The 22,901-nt window shown below is 40.6% G+C and carries 21 protein-coding genes; 15 read left to right on the top strand and 6 right to left on the bottom strand.

The window, feature by feature from the left end; all coding sequences use genetic code 11:
• Window positions 1-7: 7 nt before the first annotated feature.
• Genes RRV45_RS19885 through RRV45_RS19870 form a run of 4 tightly spaced genes read left to right on the top strand, consistent with a single transcriptional unit; the run spans window position 8 to window position 4,348 of the window.
• Window positions 8-1,114 (top strand): glycosyltransferase family 4 protein, encoded by a 1,107-nt coding sequence (locus RRV45_RS19885; RefSeq protein WP_315666387.1) that lies wholly within the window; start codon window positions 8-10, stop codon window positions 1,112-1,114.
• Window positions 1,115-1,149: 35 nt separating this feature from the next.
• Complete coding sequence (locus RRV45_RS19880; protein WP_315666386.1) at window positions 1,150-2,232, top strand: glycosyltransferase; 1,083 nt, start codon at window positions 1,150-1,152, stop codon at window positions 2,230-2,232.
• The gene (galU, locus tag RRV45_RS19875) at window positions 2,229-3,092 is read left to right on the top strand and encodes a UTP--glucose-1-phosphate uridylyltransferase GalU (RefSeq protein WP_315666385.1); all 864 of its coding nucleotides are present in this window, start codon (window positions 2,229-2,231) and stop codon (window positions 3,090-3,092) included. Before RRV45_RS19880 ends, galU begins: the two co-directional genes overlap by 4 nt.
• A 14-nt stretch (window positions 3,093-3,106) precedes the next feature.
• Window positions 3,107-4,348 (top strand): glycosyltransferase family 4 protein, encoded by a 1,242-nt coding sequence (locus RRV45_RS19870; protein ID WP_315666384.1) that lies wholly within the window; start codon window positions 3,107-3,109, stop codon window positions 4,346-4,348.
• Window positions 4,349-5,216: 868 nt separating this feature from the next.
• Here RRV45_RS19870 and RRV45_RS19865 read toward each other — a convergent pair.
• From RRV45_RS19865 to RRV45_RS19845, 5 genes are all read right to left on the bottom strand, one after another.
• On the bottom strand, window positions 5,217-6,545 hold the full coding sequence (locus RRV45_RS19865) for a SpoIID/LytB domain-containing protein (RefSeq protein ID WP_315666383.1): 1,329 nt from the start codon (window positions 6,543-6,545) through the stop codon (window positions 5,217-5,219).
• A gap of 1 nt (window position 6,546) precedes the next feature.
• Entirely contained in the window at window positions 6,547-7,263 is a 717-nt protein-coding gene (locus RRV45_RS19860; protein WP_315666382.1) for an SH3 domain-containing protein, read from the bottom strand.
• Window positions 7,264-7,392: 129 nt separating this feature from the next.
• Window positions 7,393-9,672: an N-acetylmuramoyl-L-alanine amidase gene (locus RRV45_RS19855; RefSeq protein ID WP_315666381.1), complete on the bottom strand. Its 2,280-nt coding sequence runs from the start codon at window positions 9,670-9,672 to the stop codon at window positions 7,393-7,395.
• Window positions 9,673-10,040: 368 nt separating this feature from the next.
• Window positions 10,041-11,078: an LCP family protein gene (locus tag RRV45_RS19850; protein ID WP_315666380.1), complete on the bottom strand. Its 1,038-nt coding sequence runs from the start codon at window positions 11,076-11,078 to the stop codon at window positions 10,041-10,043.
• Window positions 11,079-11,180: 102 nt separating this feature from the next.
• Entirely contained in the window at window positions 11,181-11,819 is a 639-nt protein-coding gene (locus RRV45_RS19845) for a YigZ family protein (protein WP_315666379.1), read from the bottom strand.
• A gap of 892 nt (window positions 11,820-12,711) precedes the next feature.
• On the opposite strand from RRV45_RS19845, the gene RRV45_RS19840 reads away from it, so the two are divergent.
• Together RRV45_RS19840 and RRV45_RS19835 are read left to right on the top strand one after the other, a co-directional pair.
• A complete protein-coding gene (locus RRV45_RS19840) occupies window positions 12,712-13,854 on the top strand; it encodes a sensor histidine kinase (RefSeq protein WP_315666378.1) in 1,143 nt (380 codons plus the stop codon).
• 185 nt (window positions 13,855-14,039) lie between these two features.
• Entirely contained in the window at window positions 14,040-14,726 is a 687-nt protein-coding gene (locus tag RRV45_RS19835) for a response regulator transcription factor (protein WP_315666377.1), read from the top strand.
• A gap of 214 nt (window positions 14,727-14,940) precedes the next feature.
• On the opposite strand, the gene RRV45_RS19830 is transcribed toward RRV45_RS19835, so the two are convergent.
• On the bottom strand, window positions 14,941-15,225 hold the full coding sequence (locus tag RRV45_RS19830; protein ID WP_315666376.1) for a hypothetical protein: 285 nt from the start codon (window positions 15,223-15,225) through the stop codon (window positions 14,941-14,943).
• Window positions 15,226-15,454: 229 nt separating this feature from the next.
• Here RRV45_RS19830 and sda point away from each other — a divergent pair, with 229 nt between their 5' ends.
• The 9 genes from sda to fliS all read left to right on the top strand — a co-directional run bounded on the left by sda (window position 15,455) and on the right by fliS (window position 22,900).
• The gene (gene sda, locus RRV45_RS19825) at window positions 15,455-15,610 is read left to right on the top strand and encodes a sporulation histidine kinase inhibitor Sda (RefSeq protein WP_315666375.1); all 156 of its coding nucleotides are present in this window, start codon (window positions 15,455-15,457) and stop codon (window positions 15,608-15,610) included.
• A gap of 139 nt (window positions 15,611-15,749) precedes the next feature.
• Window positions 15,750-16,592 (top strand): DegV family protein, encoded by an 843-nt coding sequence (locus tag RRV45_RS19820; RefSeq protein WP_315666374.1) that lies wholly within the window; start codon window positions 15,750-15,752, stop codon window positions 16,590-16,592.
• A gap of 63 nt (window positions 16,593-16,655) precedes the next feature.
• Window positions 16,656-18,152 (top strand): DEAD/DEAH box helicase, encoded by a 1,497-nt coding sequence (locus RRV45_RS19815; RefSeq protein WP_315666373.1) that lies wholly within the window; start codon window positions 16,656-16,658, stop codon window positions 18,150-18,152.
• A gap of 85 nt (window positions 18,153-18,237) precedes the next feature.
• A complete protein-coding gene (locus tag RRV45_RS19810) occupies window positions 18,238-18,846 on the top strand; it encodes a ComF family protein (RefSeq protein ID WP_315666372.1) in 609 nt (202 codons plus the stop codon).
• An 89-nt stretch (window positions 18,847-18,935) separates the two neighbouring features.
• The gene (locus RRV45_RS19805) at window positions 18,936-19,364 is read left to right on the top strand and encodes a TIGR03826 family flagellar region protein (protein WP_315669097.1); all 429 of its coding nucleotides are present in this window, start codon (window positions 18,936-18,938) and stop codon (window positions 19,362-19,364) included.
• A 91-nt stretch (window positions 19,365-19,455) separates the two neighbouring features.
• Complete coding sequence (gene flgM, locus RRV45_RS19800) at window positions 19,456-19,722, top strand: flagellar biosynthesis anti-sigma factor FlgM (protein WP_315666371.1); 267 nt, start codon at window positions 19,456-19,458, stop codon at window positions 19,720-19,722.
• An 88-nt stretch (window positions 19,723-19,810) separates the two neighbouring features.
• Window positions 19,811-22,093: a hypothetical protein gene (locus RRV45_RS19795; protein WP_315666370.1), complete on the top strand. Its 2,283-nt coding sequence runs from the start codon at window positions 19,811-19,813 to the stop codon at window positions 22,091-22,093.
• Entirely contained in the window at window positions 22,090-22,386 is a 297-nt protein-coding gene (locus RRV45_RS19790; RefSeq protein ID WP_315666369.1) for an EscU/YscU/HrcU family type III secretion system export apparatus switch protein, read from the top strand. Before RRV45_RS19795 ends, RRV45_RS19790 begins: the two co-directional genes overlap by 4 nt.
• A gap of 61 nt (window positions 22,387-22,447) precedes the next feature.
• Window positions 22,448-22,900 (top strand): flagellar export chaperone FliS, encoded by a 453-nt coding sequence (gene fliS / locus RRV45_RS19785; protein WP_315666368.1) that lies wholly within the window; start codon window positions 22,448-22,450, stop codon window positions 22,898-22,900.
• The last annotated feature ends 1 nt before the right edge of the window (window position 22,901 follow it).

The raw sequence follows: 22,901 nt of genomic DNA, 5'->3' as shown, positions 1-22,901 counted from the left end.
ACATATAATGAAATCAGTTTTGCTTTATTATCCTTTTGAAATAGCTGAAAATGCGAATAGCGGCTCCAAGCTCCGACCTAAGGAAATGTATAAGGCATTTCAGGAATGGGGAGCGAAGGAGAATATTGAAATTCTGCTTTTGTCAGGAAATTCTTCTGCGCGGGAAGCCCTTTTTGAACAATGGAAGGCAGAAGGGAAGCTTGAAAATATTTGGTTTTGCTATATGGAAAATCAAACGATTCCTTTCTGGCTGACAGATAAAGGGCATGTTCCGAAGAAGCCGTTTATTGATAAAAAGGTGATGAGCTATTTAAAGCAGCGTCATGTGCCTGTTGGCGTTTTCTATCGTGATGTATATTGGAAGTTTGATGAGCTTTATCCGTTAAAAGGTGTTAAAAAAACGGTTATGCAAACCATTTATCGGATGGAGGAAAGGTTTTACAATAAGTATTGCCAAGTTATTTTCTTGCCTAGCGATGCGATGGGGTCGTATGTTGACATTGGAAGAGAGAAGATTTCTCTCCCTCCAGGCGGCAAAAAAGTGAACGTAGTGAAGAAGGAAAAGGATACTAGGTTCGCGCAAGGTCTTTATGTCGGCGGGATTAATAATGAAGATTACGGATTATTTTTGCTGCTGGATGCACTAGAAATTGCGAACAAGCAGGAAAAAGTGTCCGAATTGACGATTGTTTGCCGTGAGGATGAATACAAGCAATTGCCCGAAGAGAAAAAGGCTCGCCTGCAAGAGATGGATGTAACCATTCAGCACGTAAGCGGTGAAGCATTAAATGATCTTTATCGTGAAATGGATTTTGCCTTTATTCCTAGATATCGGAGCACGTACAATGATTTCGCTGTTCCTGTTAAGCTTGTTGAGTATCTCTCTAATGAACTGCCAGTGGTCGCCACATATTGTCAGGCACAAAGAGAGATAATAGAGTCAGATGGATATGGAATTATTTGTGAGGATAACCCCGAGGATATGGCAAGAGCCATTAAAGAGATGGCCAAAAAGGCTTCAGGATATCGGGAAAACATTCAAGAAACCTTTTTGCAAAAGCATTCATGGACTGCCAGGGTGAAAAAAATTAAGAATGCCTTAGTAAAAGAGTAGTTTCGAGGCGCTAAAGCGCATTTACAGGAGGATTTATGAAAGTATTAATTTTGGCTCCAAGCAGGTCGATACACACGCATAAGTGGGCCTTATTTTACAAAAATAACGGGATAGAGGTTAAGGTTATTACCTTTGCGGACCATTATTCTGAAGAAAATGCGAAGGAAATTGACACGATAACACTTCCTAAGCTTTTACCGGGGAAGCTATCTTATTTTTCAAGCGTTTTTGCCCTTAAGAAAGTGTTAAAACAATTTAAGCCCGATATTTTTCATGCCCATTACGCCTCAAGCTATGGCTTTGTTGGAGCGCTTGCGAATTATAAGCCTTTTTATTTGTCTGTATGGGGAAGAGATGTATTCCAGTTTCCGCAGCAGGGCAGTTTAAATCGGAAAATGGTTGAATATACTTTGTCGAAAACGGATGTGATTGGTTCTACAAGTCATATCATGGCTAAAGAAACGAATAAGTATACGGATAAAAACATTTTTGTTACGCCATTTGGAGTAGATATGGCGAAGTTTAAACCTCTGCCAGGATTAAAATCTGAGGACCATATTACGATTGGAACGGTAAAGGCACTCGAAGATAAATATGGGATTGCGGATTTAATTCATGCCTTTGCGGACATCTATAAGAGTAAAAACAATGCCAGTCTGCTCATCGTAGGGGATGGCCGTCAGAGGGATGAATATATCCAATTAACCCGCGATTTGAAAATCGATGATGTCACTACTTTTACTGGACGGGTTCCAAATGACAAGGTTCCGGAATATATCAATAAAATGGATGTTTTTGCTGTTCCTTCAACGGAGGACAGCGAGAGCTTTGGTGTCGCCGCGGTTGAATCGATGGCGTGCGGAGTACCTGTTGTCGTTTCTAATGTCGGCGGATTGCCGGAAGTAGTTGTTGAAGGAAAGACAGGATATGTCGTGCCGAAGGAAAATCCTAAAGAGTTAGCAAAAGCGATCCTTTCCTTAGTTGAAAATAAAGAAAAGAGCAGAGAAATGGGGCTAGCAGGAATAGAGCATGTGAAAGCTCATTATAATTGGGTAGATAATGCCAATGGAATGCTAGATCTATATGAAAAAACCTTGAAAGAGGGGATGAAATCATGATTAAAAAGGCGGTAATTCCTGCTGCAGGGTTGGGGACTAGATTTTTGCCGGCAACAAAAGCACAGCCGAAGGAAATGCTTCCAATCGTTGATAAACCAACGATTCAATATATTATCGAAGAAGCTGTTGAGTCAGGGATTGAGGATATTATTATTGTAACGGGAAGAAGCAAAAGGGCGATTGAGGACCATTTTGATAAATCCGTAGAGTTAGAAATGCTGCTTGAAAGAACGGGTAAGCATGATATGCTCGAAGTTGTCGAGAATATCTCCAATCTCGTTGATATTCATTATGTTCGTCAAAAAGAGCCGCTTGGCTTGGGACATGCTGTGTTATGTGCGAAGAAATTCATCGGAAACGAGCCTTTTGCGGTATTGCTAGGTGATGATATCGTTGATAGTGAGGTTCCGGCTCTTAAACAAATGATTAATCAGTATAATGAAGTTCATTCTAGTATTTTGGGTTGTAACGAGGTTCCGCGTTCTGAGGTTAATAAGTATGGAATTGTGAATTATTCAGAAAAATCGGGGGACCTTTATAAGGTAGAGAGCCTGGTTGAGAAGCCAGCGATTGAAGAGGCTCCATCTACACAAGCGATAGTAGGGCGCTATATTTTATCACCGGCGATTTTCGAATTGCTTGAAGAGGTTGCCCCTGATAAAAAGGGTGAAATTCAGCTTACAGATGCGATTGATCGCTTATTGGGAAAAGAGTCGATTTATTCCTATATTCTTCAAGGAAAGCGATACGATGTTGGGGATAAATTTGGTTTCTTACAGGCATCGATTGATTATGCTTTAAAGCGTCCAGATCTTAAAGATAAGCTAGAAGCGTATATAAAACAGTTAAAAGTGAATTAATTGGAGATGGGAAAATGAGAGTGATTTATTTATGTCAGCATTTTCCCCCTGAAACAGGTGCTCCGCAAATTCGTGTATACGAAGTGAGTAAAGAGCTAATTAGCAGAGGACATCAGGTGGAAGTGATTACCGCTTTTCCTCATCACCCTCATGGCATCATCCCAGAGGAATATCGAGGAAAGTTTTATATGTTTGAAGAATGGGATGGGATCCCTGTTCATCGTTCTTGGATTTACCCATCTCCAAAGGGAAGCTTTTGGAAGCGGCTTGCTTCTTATTTTTCCTTCACCTTTAGTGCCTTTTATTCCATTATGAAATCCAAGCCAACCGATGTGATCATCTGTAACTCCCCGCCGTTATTTCTTGGGATTACAGGCTATCTTGGTGCGAAAATGAAACGGGCTAAGTTTGTCTTCAACGTGGCAGATATTTGGCCGGAGTCAGCGGTGGAGCTTGGCATTTTGAAAAACAAAAGCTTTATCAGCTTGGCGGAGATACTTGAAAGGTTCTTGTATAAGAAGTCGTGGAAAATTGCGACAGCTACTGAAGGCATAAAGGATTATATGGTTAAAAAGGGGAAGAGTGAATCAGATGTGTTTCTTCTTCCGAATGGTGTAAATACAGATACCTTTTTGCCACTTCCAAAGGATCATGAACTGCTAGAGAAAATCGGCATTCAGGGGAAAAAGGTATTTATGTACGCAGGAGCTTTGGGCTATGCTCAAGGATTAGATTCTGTATTGGGGGCGGCTCTTTTATTAAAGGACAAGCTTCCAGATGTACATTTTCTCTTCGTTGGAGACGGGCAGGAGCGAGAAAAGCTTGTGAACATGAAAGAGGAATTCCAGTTGGATAATGTGACGTTCTACGGTTCCGTTCCTGTATCGGAAATGCCAAGGATGTTCTCAATTTGTGATTATAGTGTAGTGTCGTTGAGAAATATTGAACTGTTTAAAGGGGCAAGGCCATCGAAGATTTTCCCTGCCATTTCATCAGGGAAACCCGTTTTATACTGCGGGGATGGAGAAAGTGCTGCGATTCTGGAGGAATACCACTGCGGTAAAATTGCGCCGCCGGAGAATCCAGAAGGAATTGCAGCTGCCATTGAGAAGCTAATGTCAGTATCTGATGATGAGTATCAAGCCATGAGTGAAAATGGACGCAAGCTCGCAATTGAGCAGTATTCATGGAAAAGCATTGTGGATGATATTTTGGCTAATATTGATATGAAGCGAAAAGAAAAAGCCAATTCCTAAACGAGGGAATTGGCTTTAGTTTTGTTTTAAAAACTTGCGGGTTGGTTCATAGTGATCGAAAAGGGCGTCCCAAGGTAAAAACGCTTACCATGACGGGTTCATAGTGATCGAAAATGGTGTCCCAAGGTAAAAACACTCACGATGACGGGCTCATAGTGATCAAAAATAGTGCCTCAAGGTAAAAACGCTCACTATGACGGGTTCATAGTAATCGAAAATGGTGCCCCAAGGTTAAAACGCTCACCATGACGGGTTCATAGTAATCGAAAAGGTTGGCCTAAAGTAAAAACGCTCACCATGAAAGGTTCATAGTGGTCGAAAATGGTGTCCTAAGGTAAAAACGCTCACTATGACGGGTTCATAGTGAGCGAAAATAGTGTTCCAAGGTAAAAACACTCACCATGAAAGGTTCATAGTGATCGAAAATGGTGCCTCAAGGTAAAAACGCTCACTAAGACGGGTTCATAGTGATCGAAAATGGTGCCCCAAGGTAAAAACGCTCACTATGAAAGGTTCATAGTGATCGAAAATGGTACCCCAAGGTAAAAACGCTCACCATGACAGGTTCATAGTGATTGAAAAGGGCGTCCCAAGGTAAAAACGCTTACCATGACGGGTTCAAAGTGATCGAAAAGGGCGTCCCAAGGTAAAAACGCTCACCATGATAGGTTCATAGTGATCGAAAAGGGTGCCCCAAGGTAAAAACGCTTACCATGACGAGTTCATAGTGATCGAAAAGGGTGTCCCAAGGTAAAAACGCTCACCATGACGGGCTCATAGTGATCGAAAAGGGCGACTAAAACTAAAAACGCTCACTATGACAGGTTCATAGTGAGCGAAATGGACGACCTAAGGTAAAAATACATTATTACTTGGAAACAGTTGTCCCCTGGAAGTAATGTGTAAGGATTTGCTCGGCAGTCCAGCCTCTTTCTGCAAAGCCTTTTGCACCGTATTGGCTCATGCCGACTCGGTGGCCCCAGCCTTTTCCATTTAGGGTAACTGAAGTAATGTTTCCGGTTCCTTCATTCGTCATGACACCGTTCGCTGTCTGGATAGAAACTTTAGAATCCGAAAGCGTGACTTCACCGCTCGCTGTTTGCACTTTTTGACCTTTCAAATCTCCAATAGCAGACGTTCCGCTAGAAGTCTGTACAGATAGATTTTGCGAAGCTGAGCCATTGAGCTGAATATCGAACCAGTTGGTTTGCAATTTATTATAAAGCTGTGGGTTGTTCAGTGGAAAATAGTTTCGAATAATCGATTCATTTCCTGTTACTGTTTTATCCCCTGCAGAGGTTTTAACCGTAACACCTCTTACTTCTCCATTTGCACCTGTTTTTGATAAAGTAATGTCATAGATTTGTGCTGATAGATCTGTGAATCCGAAAGATTTCAGCAGAGTTTCAGCAGGAAATGACTCAGTCCAGTTACTGAATGGGGATGATTCATAAGGATCATCTACAGAAACAAGATATGGGAAGTGCTCTTGCTTTGAGTTCCAAACATCACCAACATTTGCTGTTCTGCCGCCGCTTGTGGAGAAGAAAAATGTTTGGATCGGCTTGCCGTTATATTTGACTAGCATTCCTTCTGTTTCTTTAATAGCCGCATTCGTTCTTGCATCCTCACCAGAATATCCTCGATATACTTGGCTAGCTGCGGTGCTTGTCAGCATTAAGGTGTTGGCAGCATAGCTTCTTGCTGATATCGCTTGAGCCTTTAGTGCTTCCTTATGAAAGGAGGCAGGCATTTCACTCGGGACAACACCTTTTAAATAATCTTCCATATCAAGAATGTTAATGATTTCGACCTTGCTTCCATTTGGTTTTAAAAAGAAGCTGCCTCTGTATGTGATGCCATTGCTGACTCTTACAAGTGATGTACTGCTGCTGATTTTCTCCTGTAAATCAAAGCCTGTTACAGAATTCAAGCTTGTCCCATTGAAAGTGACGTTTACATTTGAACTGTCCTTTTTAACGGTGAGAACCGTACCTTGTGGAATCTCTGTAATTTCAGCAGTATCTTTGTTGCTTAACTGATAATTGCCATTTGCGGTTAGAGTAACACTCGTTGCCAGATGTACAGATACATTTACTTCCTTCAGATAATTTACTAGTTCAGATGCTTTTGAGTCTGTTGGAAGATAGACTAAGAGCAATAGGAAACTAGCAATGATAGAAATGAACTTCTTCAATTTATTTCACCTCGCTAAGAGATCCGGATACCCATCCTTTTACTCCAGCAGAAGTTTCAACATTGTACCAAACTTCTCCTTTTGCGTTAGTAAATGTTGAAATATATTTCAATGATGTCCCTTTTTTCAGCGTTTCGATGACGGCATAGCTAGTCGTAGCACCTTTACGCAGATGAACATCCCCAAATGTAACGACCTGTGTCGGACCGCTAGTGCTCGGTTTTGTTACAGAAACCTCATTCGAAAATACCCAGCCCTTTACAGTAGCTGAAAGTTCAACACGATACCAAAGGCCAGTTGAGGATGTAAATTGATCAATGACCTTCAAGGATGTGCCTTGTGTTTTTGTAGCGATGACTTTATAGCTTTTCGTTGCGCCAGAATGAATATTTACTGATGCATTGGCTACATAAACAGCTGATGGAAGCTCTCCGTTTGCCGGCGGCTGAGTCGTAGTTGGCGGTGGTGTTACAGGATTTGATCCTAGTTGAGAAACTTGAGCTTTCAGACTATTAATCTCTTGCTGTTGGGAATTAATCTTATTCTCAAGCTCAGTCATTTTTGTCTTCATTGGATTTAATTGAGAGGTTACCCAATCCACACTTGCTAATACAACATTACTAGAAGCGTTCATCGCCTGGGGAGTTGCCAAAACAGCGCCCGCTCCAATGCTTAGTGTCAATGCTCCAGCAATAATTAAGTTTTTAGACCGGTTCATTTATTTTTTCCCCCTATGTATTTTTTTGTTTTATAAAAAAAATTTGGGTATTATTTAAAAAATACCCAAATTCACTTACATATAGTAGATTAACATAATTTTTTTTGTCAGGAAATAGGTTGCTAGTTTTTAGAAATTGTTAAAGTATTCCTCTAAGCCTTTTGTGATCCCGACAGCCGCTTTTTTGCGGAATTCTGTTGTTTTTAGTAATGCTTCTTCCTTCGGGTTAGACAGGAATGCTAGTTCAACAAGAACACTTGGAAGCTCATTCATACGATTTACATAGAATACTTGTTCCTTGACACCTCTATTATACGTATTCATAGAGGAAACCATATTTTTTTGAATAGCTGTTCCGAGCGTTTTACTTCTAGGGCCGTTAAAGTTAACGGTTGAATTATAATAGGTAGTCGTACCATTAGATGTTGAAGAAAAGGAGTCCCCATGAATGCTAATAAAGGCATCAGCCTGTGAACGATTTGCGATATCGGTTCTTTGTGATAGCTCTAAAAAGATATCTGTACTCCTAGTTAAAGTGACAATAGCACCATATGCTTCCAGTTCCTCTTTAAGGATTAAAGCAGTGCCTAGATTCACATCTTTTTCTCTTAGCCCAGTCGGACCGACAGCGCCAGAGTCTTTTCCGCCATGCCCTGCATCGACAATAATATGCTTGCCAAGCAATCCTAATGGGACAATTTTGATCGATAACTTATCGTTATAATCGCGGATGGTAAAAGAATAGCCTGGCTCAAATGTAACAATAACAGATTTTTCACTGCCGGACGCAATAGTCTCAACGGATTGAATCCCTGGAATGTTCCCCTTCGGCAAATCAACATCTGTTAATCCTCCTGAAAGCTTTAATCGATTGGACGATAAAGTAGAGTAGGAGATTGAATATTTACTAGGCTTTTTCCAGTTTAAGTATTGATGCCCATCCAAACTAGTTACTTCAGGAGAAAGAAGCTTCTTCTCTAATAATTGAAGGGAATTCATGTGTGTATCCTGAATCCAGCCTGTATTTCCAGTTGAGCTCTTTACTTGAAGCCAATACTGCCCAAGTGAATTTGTAAAGTCGCCAACGAAGGTTATTTTACTATCTTTTTTTAGAACTTCCTTCACTTTATATTGGGTCGAAGCGCCGGAATGTAAAGAAATATTGCTCGCTCCTACAATAAGGGTAGCCCCTTTACTAAAAGTTGGCTGAGTAGATACGACCGTTTCATGCACCCATACTGTTTGATTAGAACTGTTGAGGGCTTTGTACCATAGATCACCACTTGTGTCGTATGCCTTGTCTATAGCTGTTAACAAAGTTCCCATTGTCGCTTGGTCAATAACCGAATCATTTGTTGATGGACCGCTTCTTAAATTGGCTACTGCCACACTTACATATAAATCAATATTGATTGACTCAGTTGCACTGATTGTATTAGCTGGGACCCAGCCTAATAATGTTGGGGTAACCTCAACTCTTAACCAAGCAGTTCCATTCGTATGTATAAATTGATCAACGACTTTTACTTTTTGGTTCACTGATAGCTTGGCTACAGATGCATAGGAGTCAGTTGCCCCTTTTCTAACATCAATTCCGTTTTGACTACTGTATACATAGCTGCCAACCTCTGGAAGGGAGGGAGTCTCTGTATCAGGAGGGCTCGGCAGATTGGCAGTAGGCTTAAACGCATCCTCGTGAATCCAGCCCTTAACTGTGCCTAAGTCTGCACGATACCAGGTTTCACCTGCAGCATTTTTAAATGTGTCAATAATAGTGATCTTCTGATTTTTATAAACGTATGTAACAATGCTGTAGGATCCAGTGGCTCCCTTTCTAACTGCGGCCTTTTCGGATTGAATAGTCTTGCTTTCTATCGAAGGGGGGGCAGGTTTAGAATCGGTTACCGGGGTTAAGTAGCTTTGAATGACCCATCCTTTAATAGAACCAACTTCGATTCGGTACCATAACTCCCCTTTACTATTTTTAAAAGTGTCAATCACTTTTACCTTAGTGCCTTTTGATAGCTTCGTCACTACTGCATAAGAGGTAGTTGCCCCTTTTCTAACATTTACTTGATCTCCTGTAATGGTTGCTAAACTCCCAGTTTGCAGTGGAGATTGATTAGTAGAATTCTCGGTAAATCTGCTCGCTAATCCCCATCCTTGTTTGCTGCCTAAATCAACTCGATACCATGTTTCACCGGCTGAGTTGATGAATTCATCAATAACTGTCACACTTTTTCCTATAGGAAGAGATGTTACTAGAGGATAGGCTGTTGTAGCCCCTTTTCTAATCTCAACTTTTTGATCTACTAACATACTAGTTGGAGCAGCTAGGTTTTCCGCTTGTACGATGGCAGGAAACAATGCAGCAGTGGCAAGAACAGAAGAGGCAATGAGTTTTTTCAAGTTTCTTCCCTCCGTCGTCAAAAAATAATAGATACCATCTTATTCTAGCGAATTTTGTCTAAGGTTCCAACCCGTAAAAGCAAATTTAGGCATTTATAATTATGAAAAAAATGTAAGAGGGGGAATGGAACTAACTTCACATCTCATTTTTTAGTGGAAAGCAAAAAACATTCATGATTTAGCGATCTCAACCCAGTATGTAAATGTCGCTGGCTTCATTTCTCTGCGCTGGTGATTACTCCGTACATCAAGGCTTGTTCAAAGAATCCAACGACAATTTAGTTTTCCACAGAAAAAAAGCTGCCTCAGCATCAGCATCGGCAACTTTAATTGTATCTATTAAGTTAGGATTCTTTTAAAAAGTGAAATTAGTATTCTACACCAGTTGATGCCTGTTCAGTAGTACTCGAATCGGATGATTGATTTCCCGTCAGGTTATTGGTAGTCGTGTTGTTGAGTGTGTTATTAAGAATCGTGCTAATTTCTTCGATGGATTCATCTTCTGGGAAAAAGTAAGAAATCCCATTATATTTACCATCTGTTCCTCTTAAAGCAAGGGTTTGAATTTCTGAACTTTTTAGTTTCGCATAAAGTTTAACAAAACTAGCAAATTGAGATGGAGGGATGTTTGTTTTTACATTCTCACCAAGATCCCCTAATAGGTCATCAATTTTTGTAATCGAACTAAAAGAAGTGCCTTTGTCAATGATCGCTTTAATGACTTCTTTTTGTCTTTCATTACGTCCTTTGTCACCTGCTGGATCCGTTTTTCTCATCCTAACGTAGGCAAGTGCCTCATTTCCATTTAAGTCCATTTGACCTTCGTAGAAAGTTTTCCATTTTAAACTGCCGGTTAATTGGGCTTTAAATGTAAAAGGAACATTCACCTGTACGCCGCCAAGGGTATCAACGATATCTTCAAAGCCTTCGAAATTTGTCGTGATATAGTAATCAATCGGCACATCTAATAACTGATTAACTGTTTCTATAGTGGACTCTACGCCGCCATAGCTATATGATTCCGTGATTTTTGTCTTGAACCCGGCTGCTGGAATCATCGTTCGAGTATCCCGAGGAATGCTGAGCATGGATACTTCTCCAGTTTGCGGACTGACAGTTACTAGCATAACAACATCCGATCTTTCGCCGCCACCTTGCTCTTCTATCCCTAGTAAAAGAATATTAAAAGCATCCTTCGTAATCTTAACTTCTTCTGTACGGTGATTTTTTACTTTATCCCGATCGATTTCTTTATAAATATTCTCACCGGCGATTTTTGCATGATAAAATACGTTATAAGCAAAATAGGATCCGCCACCTAAGAGGAGGAGCAGGAAAAGGGAGACAGTCATTCGCCAAAAGCGTTTTTTTCTGTTTTTTCTCCTATTTGACCTAGATTTAGACATTCTATCCCTACTTTATTTATTAATTTAGTGTTTTTTTGAATTAGGAAAAAGTATTGAGACAATAGTTAATTTTACATAAATAATAGGCAATCGTAAATATAATTATTTTCCCACTTCTTCCTCCAAATACACCTTGTCACCTTTCGACATAACACCTTGTCCATTCGTAAGCTCAACCATCCAGTTAATGAAGTTCTCCGTTTGCTCCTCTTCGACATACGTTTCAAACTCGACATTGTCAAGATAATGGATGTCCTTAATCGTATAAACGGAAGAGCGGAGTTCATTTTCAAGCTTGCCAAGCCAGGTGTAATCGACTTTAGTGTGCATGACTCGCATTAATTTTCGTTCAACGATACCAGTTGCATCAATGCCTTCGGAGGTGGCTTTTCCATACGCACGGATCAGGCCGCCTGCACCAAGTTTAATTCCGCCGAAATAACGGGTAATTACAACCGCTGTATCTTTTAGATGCTTTTTTTTCAAAACCTCAAGGATTGGGACTCCGGCAGTGCCGCTTGGCTCACCGTCATCGTTTGCCTTCTGAATTTGATCATTTTCGCCAATCATATAAGCAGAGCAGTTATGAGTAGCATCCCAGTGCTTCTTCTTTATTTGCTGAATAAAGTCCTGTGCTTCTGCTTCTGTTTCCGCTCTTGTCACATAGGCAATAAATCGTGATTTTTGGATGACGATTTCGTTTTCGCCGTAGCCTTTGACTGTATAGTAACGGGGCAGCATATAACCGCTCCTTTCTTTAAAACATTGAATCGCCTTTCTTCACTGTCTAGCTCCACAAGGAATGCTTCGGCAGCATAACCATCGCACGAGTAAAAGCGTAGATTTTAGGATGAGCGCCTAGCCCCGATGTACAGGACGTACTAGTGTCGACAATGCGATAGGACGTCGCGTTTTGTCGACCTCGAGGCCATAAGCCAATCCGTCAAGAAGGTTAAAGAACAACCTTCTTGACGGCCTGTCTTATGCTTGTCGGGGCTAAACACAAAGGAACGCTTCTGTGAATATTCTTCGCAGGAACAATTGTCCTTTAATTGTTCCGAAGGCGCTTCCGCTTTCCTTATTATAATTCGACACCTATCTTACATCAATGAATAATGGTAAAAGTTACGCCTTTCCCTAAAATATAATAAATTTGAAAAATATATCTTGTTTTGTAATGAAATCTTAATATAGCAATTTTAGTCCCATGATATAATAACACTATTCCTGTAGTGGGAAATTGGTGGTGCTATATGTTAGCTACTAAGCAATTAAATAGATAGAATGAAAAATTCAGGATTTTTCCACACGTATGGTCATTATACTAGGATATAAGACATAGAGGAAAAACTCAAGCATGAGGCTTTTTACCGATTTTTTCAAGAATTAGTATAATTTAATGGGCGGAATGATAGTATCTCTTGTTAAATAAAACTAATATAATGGATATAGGTAATGGGCTTATAAGAAGGTACCTAGTTTTATTATTCATTGTAAACATGCCGTTAGTACTCTTCCGATCGCTGCAAGGCAAAAAAAATTGTAATCAGTTCTTGCTAGCCCGCCAAATTGAGTTAGACCCTAATGAAACTTCTGTGATTATTTAGGCGTCTAATCATTGGAGGACAATCTTGTGAGTAATAAGAAATTTGATACGAAAACACTTGACATGATATTAGAGCAAATGGTTGAAGCAGTTGGTTCGAGCAAGGACGAAGTGTTTCAAATTGGTGAGCAATGCCGCAAGGAGCATTTAACATTATCCGATGAGCTAAAAGAAGTGAAGGCGCTTGTTAAGAAGTCTATTGACGAAGGGGACAGGCTTGAAGCTCAAACCCGTTTTGCCAGAAAGAAGCTATCTGAGGTTAGCAAGCACTTCAAGGACTATTCTGAGGCTGAGGTTCGGGATGCATATGAAAAGGCTCACCGCCTGCAAATGGATTATTCCATGAATCAGCAGCTCGAAAAGCAGCTCCGGGACAGGCGGGATGATATTGAGAGAAGGCTTGTGGGCTTAAGTGAAACGATTGAACGAGCCGAGCATTTGATTTCGCAAATTTCAGTGGTTATGAATTATTTAATGAGTGATCTGAAACAGGTTGGAGAAATGCTGGAAAACGCCAAGCTGAAGCAGGAATTTGGCTTGAAGATCATCGAAGCACAGGAAGAAGAGCGTAAGCGGCTGTCCCGTGAAATCCATGATGGTCCTGCACAGATGATGGCGAATGTGATGATGCGTTCCGATTTAATTGAACGAGTATATAAGGAGCGTGGGGGTCCTGCTGCAATTGGGGAAATCCGTGATCTTAAGAAAATGGTCCGCAGCGCTCTCTATGAGGTTCGCAGGATTATTTATGATTTGCGCCCAATGGCACTTGACGATTTAGGCTTAGTCCCGACCCTCAAAAAATACTTGGCGACCATCGAAGAATATCATAAATCTATTAGAATAGAATTTTCAAATATAAAAGAGGAAAAACGTCTGCCTGGTAAATATGAAGTTGCTCTTTTCCGCCTCATTCAGGAATCCGTGCAAAATGCTTTAAAGCACGCTGACGCCAATACAATTACAGTCAGACTAGAGATTGATAAGTCCAAGGTAACGGTAGTCATTAAAGATGATGGAAAAGGCTTCGATATTCAAGAAAAGAAACATAATTCTTTTGGGATAATGGGCATGAGAGAAAGAGTAGAGCTGCTCGAAGGTCAGATGGCCATCGATTCAGCAGTTGGAAAAGGGACCATTGTCATCATACAGGTTCCATTAAATATGTAGCCCATTGTTTTTTCCTACATAGGTTTTTGTGTAAAAATGAGGCTCCTGCCGCGGGATTGCTGCTTTTACAGAGATGCTACTCTACAATAGTAGAATCGACCCACAGGTATTTAAATAGAAAATGTAGAATTATAAGAGAAAAAATAGAAATAGACAAATTGGGATTTATTTGGGAGGGAACACAATTGACTACAAAGATTGTCATAATCGATGACCACCAGTTGTTTAGAGAAGGCGTAAAGAGAATACTAGATTTTGAAAAATCGTTTACGGTTGTTGCTGAAGGCGATGACGGATGCGAGGCGTTAGCACTTGTAGAAAAACATCAGCCAGACGTTGTAATCATGGATATTAATATGCCTACAACAAACGGAGTAGAAGCAACGAGACAGTTAATTGAGAAATATCCAGAATCAAAGGTCATTATTCTATCGATTCACGATGATGAAAACTATGTTTCACATGCCCTAAAAACTGGCGCTAGTGGATACTTATTGAAAGAAATGGATGCTGATGCATTAATCGAGGCTGTAAAGGTTGTCGCGGAAGGCGGATCCTACCTGCATCCAAAGGTTACTCATAATTTGGTGAATGAATATCGCCGTCTCGCACTTGAAGAGTCAGGTAAGGGTGGGGGCTACACACAAAGAGTAGAAATTCGCCGCCCGCTTCACTTACTAACTCGCCGCGAATGCGAAGTTCTTCAGCTGCTTGCTGACGGAAAAAGCAACCGCGGTATCGGCGAAGCCATCTTCATCAGTGAAAAAACAGTTAAAAACCACGTGAGTAACATACTTCAAAAGATGAATGTTAACGACCGTACTCAAGCCGTTGTCGTAGCGATCAAAAATGGCTGGGTGGAAGTCCGATAAATTTTGTCTGTGTCCTTTTTTAGGTGCCAGGCACCCAAAAAGGACACTTTCGCAAGATTTGTCTTTTGATGGTGCCTGGCACCTAAAAAGAACATTTCTGTGCTGTTTGTTCTTTTAGGGTGGACAGCCGGGTTATTGAAAACCAAATATCTATAGGGAAGAACTAGAATACACGTGATGGCGTTATTGAACGGAATGCCATCACGTGTTTTTTTTATTTTATTAACGCGGCTGCAATCGTTTGAAGAAGTGACATGATTCTGGAGCCTCTTCTTCGTGCAGATTGTATCATCAGAACTATTTCATCTACTTCCCGTGGAGAGGAAACCTCGAGTAACCAGTCTGCTAATTCGTCCCCGCTAATAGAGTGGTTCACATTCGGCACCTTGATCGACTTGTGTCGGCCCAGCTCATTTTTTAATATATTGATCTTATATTCTTGTGGTATTTTTATTTTAAACTTTCCCGGACAAGTGTTAACTGTGAATCTTTTATCCATTCTCATCTTCCCTTTAAAGTAATCGAGGGCTCTTTGTTATGATAAAAAACACTTTATCGCAGATTAACTAGCAGTGAGACCCTCTACTTATTGAATTTCACTTTATCATAATCGAAATGAATCGCCAAATTGTATCAAATTTGTTAAAATAGTGACATTTATCTTACAACTATTTACAAGACTTGGAATTTTATGCAATATAGGAGTATAGTTATAGGAGGTATGGCCTATGGAAAGTTTAGCTTATTTGACAGATACCATTCTTATTAATACGTACCTTAAAGCAATTGAACAAAAACTTGATCCCTACTTTATTCAACTATTACTTGCTGAAATAGAAGAGAGAGGTCTAAAGGTAGAGGACAGCCGAGCCATATATTTTTAAAAAATTTATTCATAAAATATGTGCTTGTTATACGGCCAACCATTTTAACCCAGCCTTTCTACCTATATTTAATGCATTCCTAGCTGATTTCGGATAAAATGTAATTTAGATATGAGTAGAAAATAAGGATGGTAATCAAATGAAGAAAACGGCCGTTGTCACGGATAGTACAGCCTATATCCCGAAGGAATTACGTGAATCACTACAAATTCATATGATCCCTCTCAGTGTCATCTTCGGAAATGAAAGCTATCAGGAGGAAATCGAAATCTCCGCTTCGGAATTTTTTCAAGTGGTTAAGCGAAAAGATCTTCCAACAACATCTCAACCTTCTGTCGGTCAATTTGTTGAGCTTTTTAACGATTTGGCAAATGAATATGATGCGGTCATCAGCATCCACCTCTCAAGCGGGATTAGCGGCACGTACCAAGGAGCTGTTTCAGCAGGCAAGATGGCAGAGGGAATTGAGATTTACCCATTCGATTCAGAAGTTAGCTGCATGGTGCAAGGCTTCTATGTACTAGAAGCGGCTGAAATGGCGGCAGTATGCAAACCCCCTTATGAAATCATCTCTCGACTGGAGGAAATGAAGAACTCCATCCGCGCTTATTTTATGGTGGACGATCTCTCTCATCTGCAACGTGGCGGACGGCTTTCCAGCGCCCAGGCACTCATTGGCAGCCTGCTCCAAGTCAAACCACTTCTCCATTTTGTAGACAAGAAAATCGTCCCTTTCGAAAAAATTCGCACCCGCAAAAAAGCATTAAAGCGTTTGGTCGATCTATTGGGTGAAGACGCTGCATCGGGTGAACCATATAGAGCGGTTATAATTCATGCTAACCGGGAGGAAGAAGCAGTGGCATGGAAGACAGAGCTAGAAGACCAATTCCCAAATGTGGAATTTATGATTAGCTACTTCGGTCCAGTCATCGGCACACATCTTGGCGAGGGTTCGATGGGGCTTGGGTGGGTGAAGAAGTAGATATGAAAGACCCTTTCTATCAAGGGGAGGGTCCTAATAATTTTCAATAAAAGAGGTGTTCAAATGCGATTTGCCGTAATCGAAGGGAAAATGACTCCAGACAAACTCCTGCCATCCCCTGCAAAAACTCATCAAATCTCCTCCATAGAAAGCATTCCTCACCAAGATCTATATCCAGCCTACCGATTCTCACAAGAACTCCAGCAGCAACTATCCGGAATGCAGCTATTGCTGGATGACCTAAACGACCCCATACAAGTAATCCAGGAGCACTATGAAAATGGGTATCTCCTTTATCGAAAGGGGATTTTAACAGAAGGCCGCAAAAGTTTTTGCCAGCGCTGCGGTAACAAAGATAAGCATTTTTTCTCCACGTTTCCATGTGCAAGATGCGGGGAAGAGTGTGTCTATTGCCGAAAATGCATCATGATGGGAAGAGTGAGCACATGCACGCCCCTAATAAGCTGGATAGGTCCAGTGCCCCCATTAGAATGTAAAGGTCCGCCGCTATCTTGGGATGGTACGTTATCCGATGGACAGCAAATTGCATCAAAGCGGGTAGTGGAAGCAGTACTCAGCGACAAGGAGCTTCTCGTTTGGGCGGTGTGCGGCGCGGGGAAAACCGAGGTGCTTTTCGAAGGAATTAACGCGGCACTCACAGCCGAAAAAAGAGTTTGCCTCGCAACACCTAGAACCGATGTCGTCCTCGAGCTTACTCCCCGGCTGAAAAAGGTGTTTCCGAATATCCCTGTTGCCTCTCTTTACGGCGGCAGCGAGTACCGCCACCTCAATGCGCCGCTCACCATCGCCACCACCCACCAGCTACTTCGTTTCTACCATGCTTTCGATACTGTCATTCTTGATGAAGTCGATGCCTTTCCCTATTCAGTTGAAGAAACACTCCAATATGCTGTCCGCCAATCGCGGAAACCTACATCCTCGATGATCTACCTAACCGCCACCCCGAATGAAAAATGGCATAGAGATTGCCGCCAAGGAAAAAGAGATTTTGTCACCATTCCTGCACGTTTTCACCGACACCCTCTCCCGGTACCGCGTTTTCAATGGTGCGGCAACTGGGAAAAGCGACTCAAAAAAGAGCAGCTCCCGCCTAACGTAATCCAATGGATCAAAAACCGGCTAGACTCCAACAAGCAATGTCTATTATTTGTCCCAAAGATTGATAAGATGGAAAAAATACTTCCTCTCGTACAAAAATTAAACCCAAAAATCGAAGCAGTCCATGCGGAAGACACTAAGAGAAAAGAAAAGGTTCTGTCGATGAGAAGTAGGGATATCCCGATGCTACTCACGACCACTATTTTAGAAAGGGGAGTTACCTTTCCTAATATTGATGTCGCTGTCTTTGGTGCAGAGGATCGGATTTTTACCGAAAGCGCTTTAGTGCAAATTGCTGGCCGTGTTGGAAGAAGCTCGCTTGCTCCAGGCGGTGATATTGTATTTTTTCATTACGGAAAAACCGAAGCAATGATCCGTGCAAAAAAACAAATCCAAAAAATGAATGCCGAAGCTAGAAAGAAAGGATTGGTTGATTATTGAAAACTGTCTTATTTGTTTCGCAGAAATAACCCCTCAAATAGGCTGGAACGCTTTATTTTCCAAAGTGGAAGAGGCTTCAGTGTGTGTGTCCTGCCACGAAAAGTTTTCCATCATTATTGGCGAAACATGCCGAACTTGTGTCCGCCCGTTAGATAATCTAGAACCACAATTTAAGCTACATGACCAATGCCTAGATTGTGTCCGCTGGGAGGGGGATCCGCAATGGGCAGGAACTTTGGAGAAAAATTATTCTATTGTAATGTACAATGATTTTGCCAAAGAGGTCATGGCCCAATATAAATACCGAGGTGACTATGTCCTTTCGAATGTTTTTGCCTCCTTTATGAGGAAGAGGCTTACAGCAATCACGTTTGACCTCATCGTTCCGATTCCATTAAGTGACGAGCGGCTTTATGAACGCGGCTTTAACCAGTCAGAGGCATTAATTCGGGCTTGTGGCCTTGAGCCAAGCGATCTTTTTACCAGAATCAACACCGAAAAACAATCGAAGAAATCCCGCTCCGAACGAATCCATCTAGAGCAAGTCTTTCAAATAAAAGAACCCATCTCCGATCAAAATATCCTGTTAATCGACGATATTTATACAACAGGCTCCACACTCCGGCATGCAGCTAAATGTTTAAAGGAAGCGGGTGCACGTTCAGTTTGCTCCCTTACTTTTGCCCGCGGCTAAAGAAAATTCGCGAATCCGTCATTTCTTAAATGGAGAACTTTGGCTATAATGGAGGAAATAAAGAGACATGTTCAACATGAGGGGGAGAAATAATGGAGCTAACAAATTGCCCGAACTGCGATAGTATTTTTGTAAAAAATAAATTCCGCGATGTGTGCGATAAATGCTGGAAAGAAGAAGAAAAAGCCTACGAAACCGTCTACCAATTCATGCGCAAACGCGAAAACCGCGCCGCAACGATGAACCAGGTTGTCGAAGCAACAGGAGTCGAAGAAGAATTAATTTTAAAATTCATCAAAGCCGGTAGACTTCAGCTGACCCAGTTTCCGAATCTAGGATACCCATGTGACAAATGCGGAGCAATTATTCGAACAGGGAAAATCTGTGATAAGTGTACAGAGGAGCTCAGAAAGGATTTACAAGTACATGCATCCGAAGAAGAGCGCAGGAGGGAAATAGAACGAAGAGAGAAGCAAGGGACTTACTTTGCGGTGGATGAGAAGTTTCGGAAGAGGTAGTCTCTCTTTTTAAAAATAATGTTAAAAAAAAGACACTTTTAACCGATAATAGGAATAGATCAAAATGTATCGGATAGAAAGTGAGGGATAAATGGTGAAAATCAATAATATAGGCCCATCTGGTATAAATCCATACAAAAGACAGCAAAACAAGCTTGATCAAATAGAATCGATAGCTAACAAGAAATTGGATAAAGTCGAAATTTCTACGGTTGCTAAAGACCTTCAATCAATTTCATCTATTGAAAATGAAAGACAGGAAAAAGTAGAAAAATTAAAGATACAAGTAGAGAACGGAACTTATAAACCAAATTCAACTGAGATCGCAAAAGGAATTCTTCAGTTTTATAAGAAGTAAATCAATACGACAGCAGTATTGATTTTTTCTTTTGTGCGGATCAATAAAAGCGGATTAGTGTTTAGAAATTGGCGGAGCGTGAAAAATTATGCAAGTAAACAATCAGTCAACCATTCCAGTATCGATACAAAATGAAACTCCACTCTCGCTAAAGGAGGGAGATGTTTTTCAAGCAATAGTGAAGGAGAAGCTCCCTAACAATGAAGCGATTCTACAGATTAAAGGGCAGGAGCTGAGAGCAAAGTTTCAAGGATCCTATCCATCAAATGGCAGAATAGCCGTTGAGATTACTGACACAACTCAGCAGCTCCCTATAGTCAAACAAATTCCTAACCAAAACATAATACCCCCTAAAACGAGTTCTTTACCTGAAGGATTAAATATAAATTCAGATACGAAAGCCATTCTTAAAAAAGCAATAGCCATATTAAAAATGAATAATATGCCAGTTTCAAAAAACACGCTTATGCAGCTCTCGGCATTTATCGAAAAAGGTTCGGGAACGATTAATCAAAAGCTTGAAACCATTGCCTCCATGGCAAAGAAAAAGTTGGAATTTACAGCTGTTCATATAAAATCGGTCCATGAAGCACTACATGGAAAGGCTAAAATAAGTGATTTTATAAATGAAGTTGTAACAAAAAGAGGTCAGACAAACTCATCTATTCCTAATATCTTGAAGGAGAACGCTTCCTCTCAAGAAATGATCAATCAAATCAGACGAGCGCTGCAAAGCTCTAATATCGAAGAAGCAACTAAGGTAAAAGCTATGCTTCAAAAAGGAGAATCTATTCAAAGCATCGTCCATTTTCTTAAAGGAAGATTTTTACAAGAAGGAATCCTGTCGAATCAAGTGTTAGCTGGAACGGAAAGTACTACAAAGGTAGAAGCATCAACAGCGTCCTCCCTTTTAAATGGTCTCAATAATATAGATGATCAGCCTAAGCAGACAACTGATTTGGAAGCTATTAAAAAAGCAATTAATAAAGAACCAGATATACAAAAGATTATTATGATGTTAAGGAAAGATGTGGAAGACTCATTCCCTCCTAATCAGAAGAATAACATTCTAACAGCATTATCAAGGGCGGAGCAGCTTGCAGATGCAGGTCGCGAATTGGCTGCTAGACAAGAGCTTTTAAGCATGTTAAACCAAGTTGCCAAAGAAGGAACTTTTCTACAGCAAGAAGTCCAGAGTGCAAAGGAAACATACCAGATTAATGATGATTTTATCGCCACACTACCGATTCAATCTAAGGATTATATTGTTTCTAGAATTACTGAAAAGCTTTCACAAATGGCCATTGATTTTAAAAATACTAAAAGGGATATTACAAGGAATCTTCAAGCGGTTGAAACCTTAATCACTCAACATAAACAGCTGGCACGTACACAAGTAAAGCCATTGTTAGAATCTACAATTAAGCAGCTAGATAATGCAATTTTAAAAAGTGACATGATGCTGTATACCGATATGGCGACAGAGAAGAAGCTGCTTAAGGCTAGCTCTCAATTAGCTGAAGCTAAGAAGCTGCTCGAAAAAGGGGATTACAATCAAGCGTCTAGAGTCGTCCATGAAGTGAAGGATGGGATAGAAAAACTTATTTTTAAACCATCGGATACTAGAATGCAGCATTTTGTATCAAAGGAGCTTCTTCAGCTTGAGCAGCCATCTTTATCGTCACAACTGGCGAAATCATTAGATTCATCCATGACAGCTGTTCGAGAGCATGCCACTGGAAGACAAGTATTTGAGCACCTGCGATCATTAGGAATGACCTATGAATCTGAACAGGCATTTTCATTATTATCAAAGGGTCAAGCGGATGAGGGAGCGGATAGCTCTTTAAAGAATGCGTTGCTAAGATTAGCACAATCTAGTCAGGAGCAACCCTTATCACAAAAGGCAGAGCAAACAATAACGCAATTAACAGGGCAGCAGCTTCTTAGTAAAACCGATTCATCTTCTCTTCAAAGCATGATGTTTACATTGCCATTTTTGCTTAAAGACCAAGCAGAGCAAGTGAAGGTGTTCATTAATTCGAAAAATGAACAGCAAAAGGTCGATTGGGAAAATTGCAGCTTATATTTTCTCATTGAAACGAAAAAGCTTGGAGATGTCGGAATACTTCTTTCTTCTGTCGAAAGAACGCTCTCAATCACGGTAAAAAATGATAAGGCCGATTTTAAGGAAAAAATCGAGCCTATAGCATTAATGGCGAAAGAAAGGTTGAAGGAAATCGGCTATAACATTGGTTCGATTCAATTTACGAACTTTACAGAGGAAAAAAGAGCAGTGGAAGAAAAGAAAGAACCTTCAAAATCCAATATTCCGAAGTTTACTGAGAGAGGATACGATTTTACCGTATGAACAGGCAATATTTCAATCAGAAAAATCGCAAGCAAATTAATGGTCCCTCTGCTGCAGTTATACGTTTCGATGAGCAAACTGGCAGTAGTCCAACCGTGGTTGCTCAAGGAAGAGGACAGTTAGCTTCGAAAATTATCGAGCTGGCTAAGAAGCATAACGTGCAAATGGAAGAGGATGCAGTATTAGTGCAAAATCTTCTAGATATCGATTTAGGAGATAATATCCCCCCACAGCTTTATTCCGTGATGGCAGAAATTCTTCTTATGATCGAGGAAATGGAAAAACGATATTAATATATTTAAATAATGGTCGATAAATTAATAGAGTAAGTAAACCACAGGGGGCAAGCGAATCGTGGAATTTCTAACTGAGGAATTTATCTATAAAAAAAGCTCACAGGAGATTACCTCCCTTCTATACGAAGCGATGATCGAACAGCTTCATAGATCGATTGAGGATATAGAAGAAAAAAGGTTTATAGATGCGAACAAAAAATTACAAAAAATAAACGATATCCTTTATAGACTAGGTGCCGGTCTTAATTATGAGGCAGGAATTATAGCTGATCAACTAGATACTCTCTATAACTATATGGCAGAACGGGTTATCGAAGGCAATAAAAAGAAGGATGCTTCCGTGATTGGAGAGGTTCTATCAATTGCCGAAAGATTAGCAAGTTCATGGAATGAGGCATTAAAAAACAAGCCGAATGAAAAACAAATGCTGCATCGAAGAAAAACGAGAGCCTATGAACAAAATGTTATGGTGCTTGAGCGGGAGAATACTCTGGTGGAAGAGGGGAAATAAG

The organism is Bacillus sp. DTU_2020_1000418_1_SI_GHA_SEK_038 (assembly GCF_032341175.1).
In the GTDB taxonomy this organism is placed as follows: domain Bacteria; phylum Bacillota; class Bacilli; order Bacillales; family Cytobacillaceae; genus Cytobacillus.
The sequence above is the reverse complement of the archived record's forward strand: the minus strand, read 5'-3'. Positions and strand labels throughout refer to the sequence as shown.

Coding starts and splice junctions, on each gene's coding strand:
- RRV45_RS19790 (WP_315666369.1), top strand. CDS start 22,090: ATGAACAGGCAATATTTCAATCAGAAAAATCGCAAGCAAATTAATGGT.
- RRV45_RS19815 (WP_315666373.1), top strand. CDS start 16,656: ATGCGATTTGCCGTAATCGAAGGGAAAATGACTCCAGACAAACTCCTG.
- sda (WP_315666375.1), top strand. CDS start 15,455: ATGGAAAGTTTAGCTTATTTGACAGATACCATTCTTATTAATACGTAC.
- RRV45_RS19860 (WP_315666382.1), bottom strand. CDS start 7,263: ATGAACCGGTCTAAAAACTTAATTATTGCTGGAGCATTGACACTAAGC.
- RRV45_RS19845 (WP_315666379.1), bottom strand. CDS start 11,819: ATGCTGCCCCGTTACTATACAGTCAAAGGCTACGGCGAAAACGAAATC.
- RRV45_RS19885 (WP_315666387.1), top strand. CDS start 8: ATGAAATCAGTTTTGCTTTATTATCCTTTTGAAATAGCTGAAAATGCG.
- RRV45_RS19820 (WP_315666374.1), top strand. CDS start 15,750: ATGAAGAAAACGGCCGTTGTCACGGATAGTACAGCCTATATCCCGAAG.
- RRV45_RS19880 (WP_315666386.1), top strand. CDS start 1,150: ATGAAAGTATTAATTTTGGCTCCAAGCAGGTCGATACACACGCATAAG.
- RRV45_RS19830 (WP_315666376.1), bottom strand. CDS start 15,225: ATGGATAAAAGATTCACAGTTAACACTTGTCCGGGAAAGTTTAAAATA.
- RRV45_RS19850 (WP_315666380.1), bottom strand. CDS start 11,078: ATGTCTAAATCTAGGTCAAATAGGAGAAAAAACAGAAAAAAACGCTTT.
- galU (WP_315666385.1), top strand. CDS start 2,229: ATGATTAAAAAGGCGGTAATTCCTGCTGCAGGGTTGGGGACTAGATTT.
- flgM (WP_315666371.1), top strand. CDS start 19,456: ATGGTGAAAATCAATAATATAGGCCCATCTGGTATAAATCCATACAAA.
- RRV45_RS19795 (WP_315666370.1), top strand. CDS start 19,811: ATGCAAGTAAACAATCAGTCAACCATTCCAGTATCGATACAAAATGAA.
- RRV45_RS19870 (WP_315666384.1), top strand. CDS start 3,107: ATGAGAGTGATTTATTTATGTCAGCATTTTCCCCCTGAAACAGGTGCT.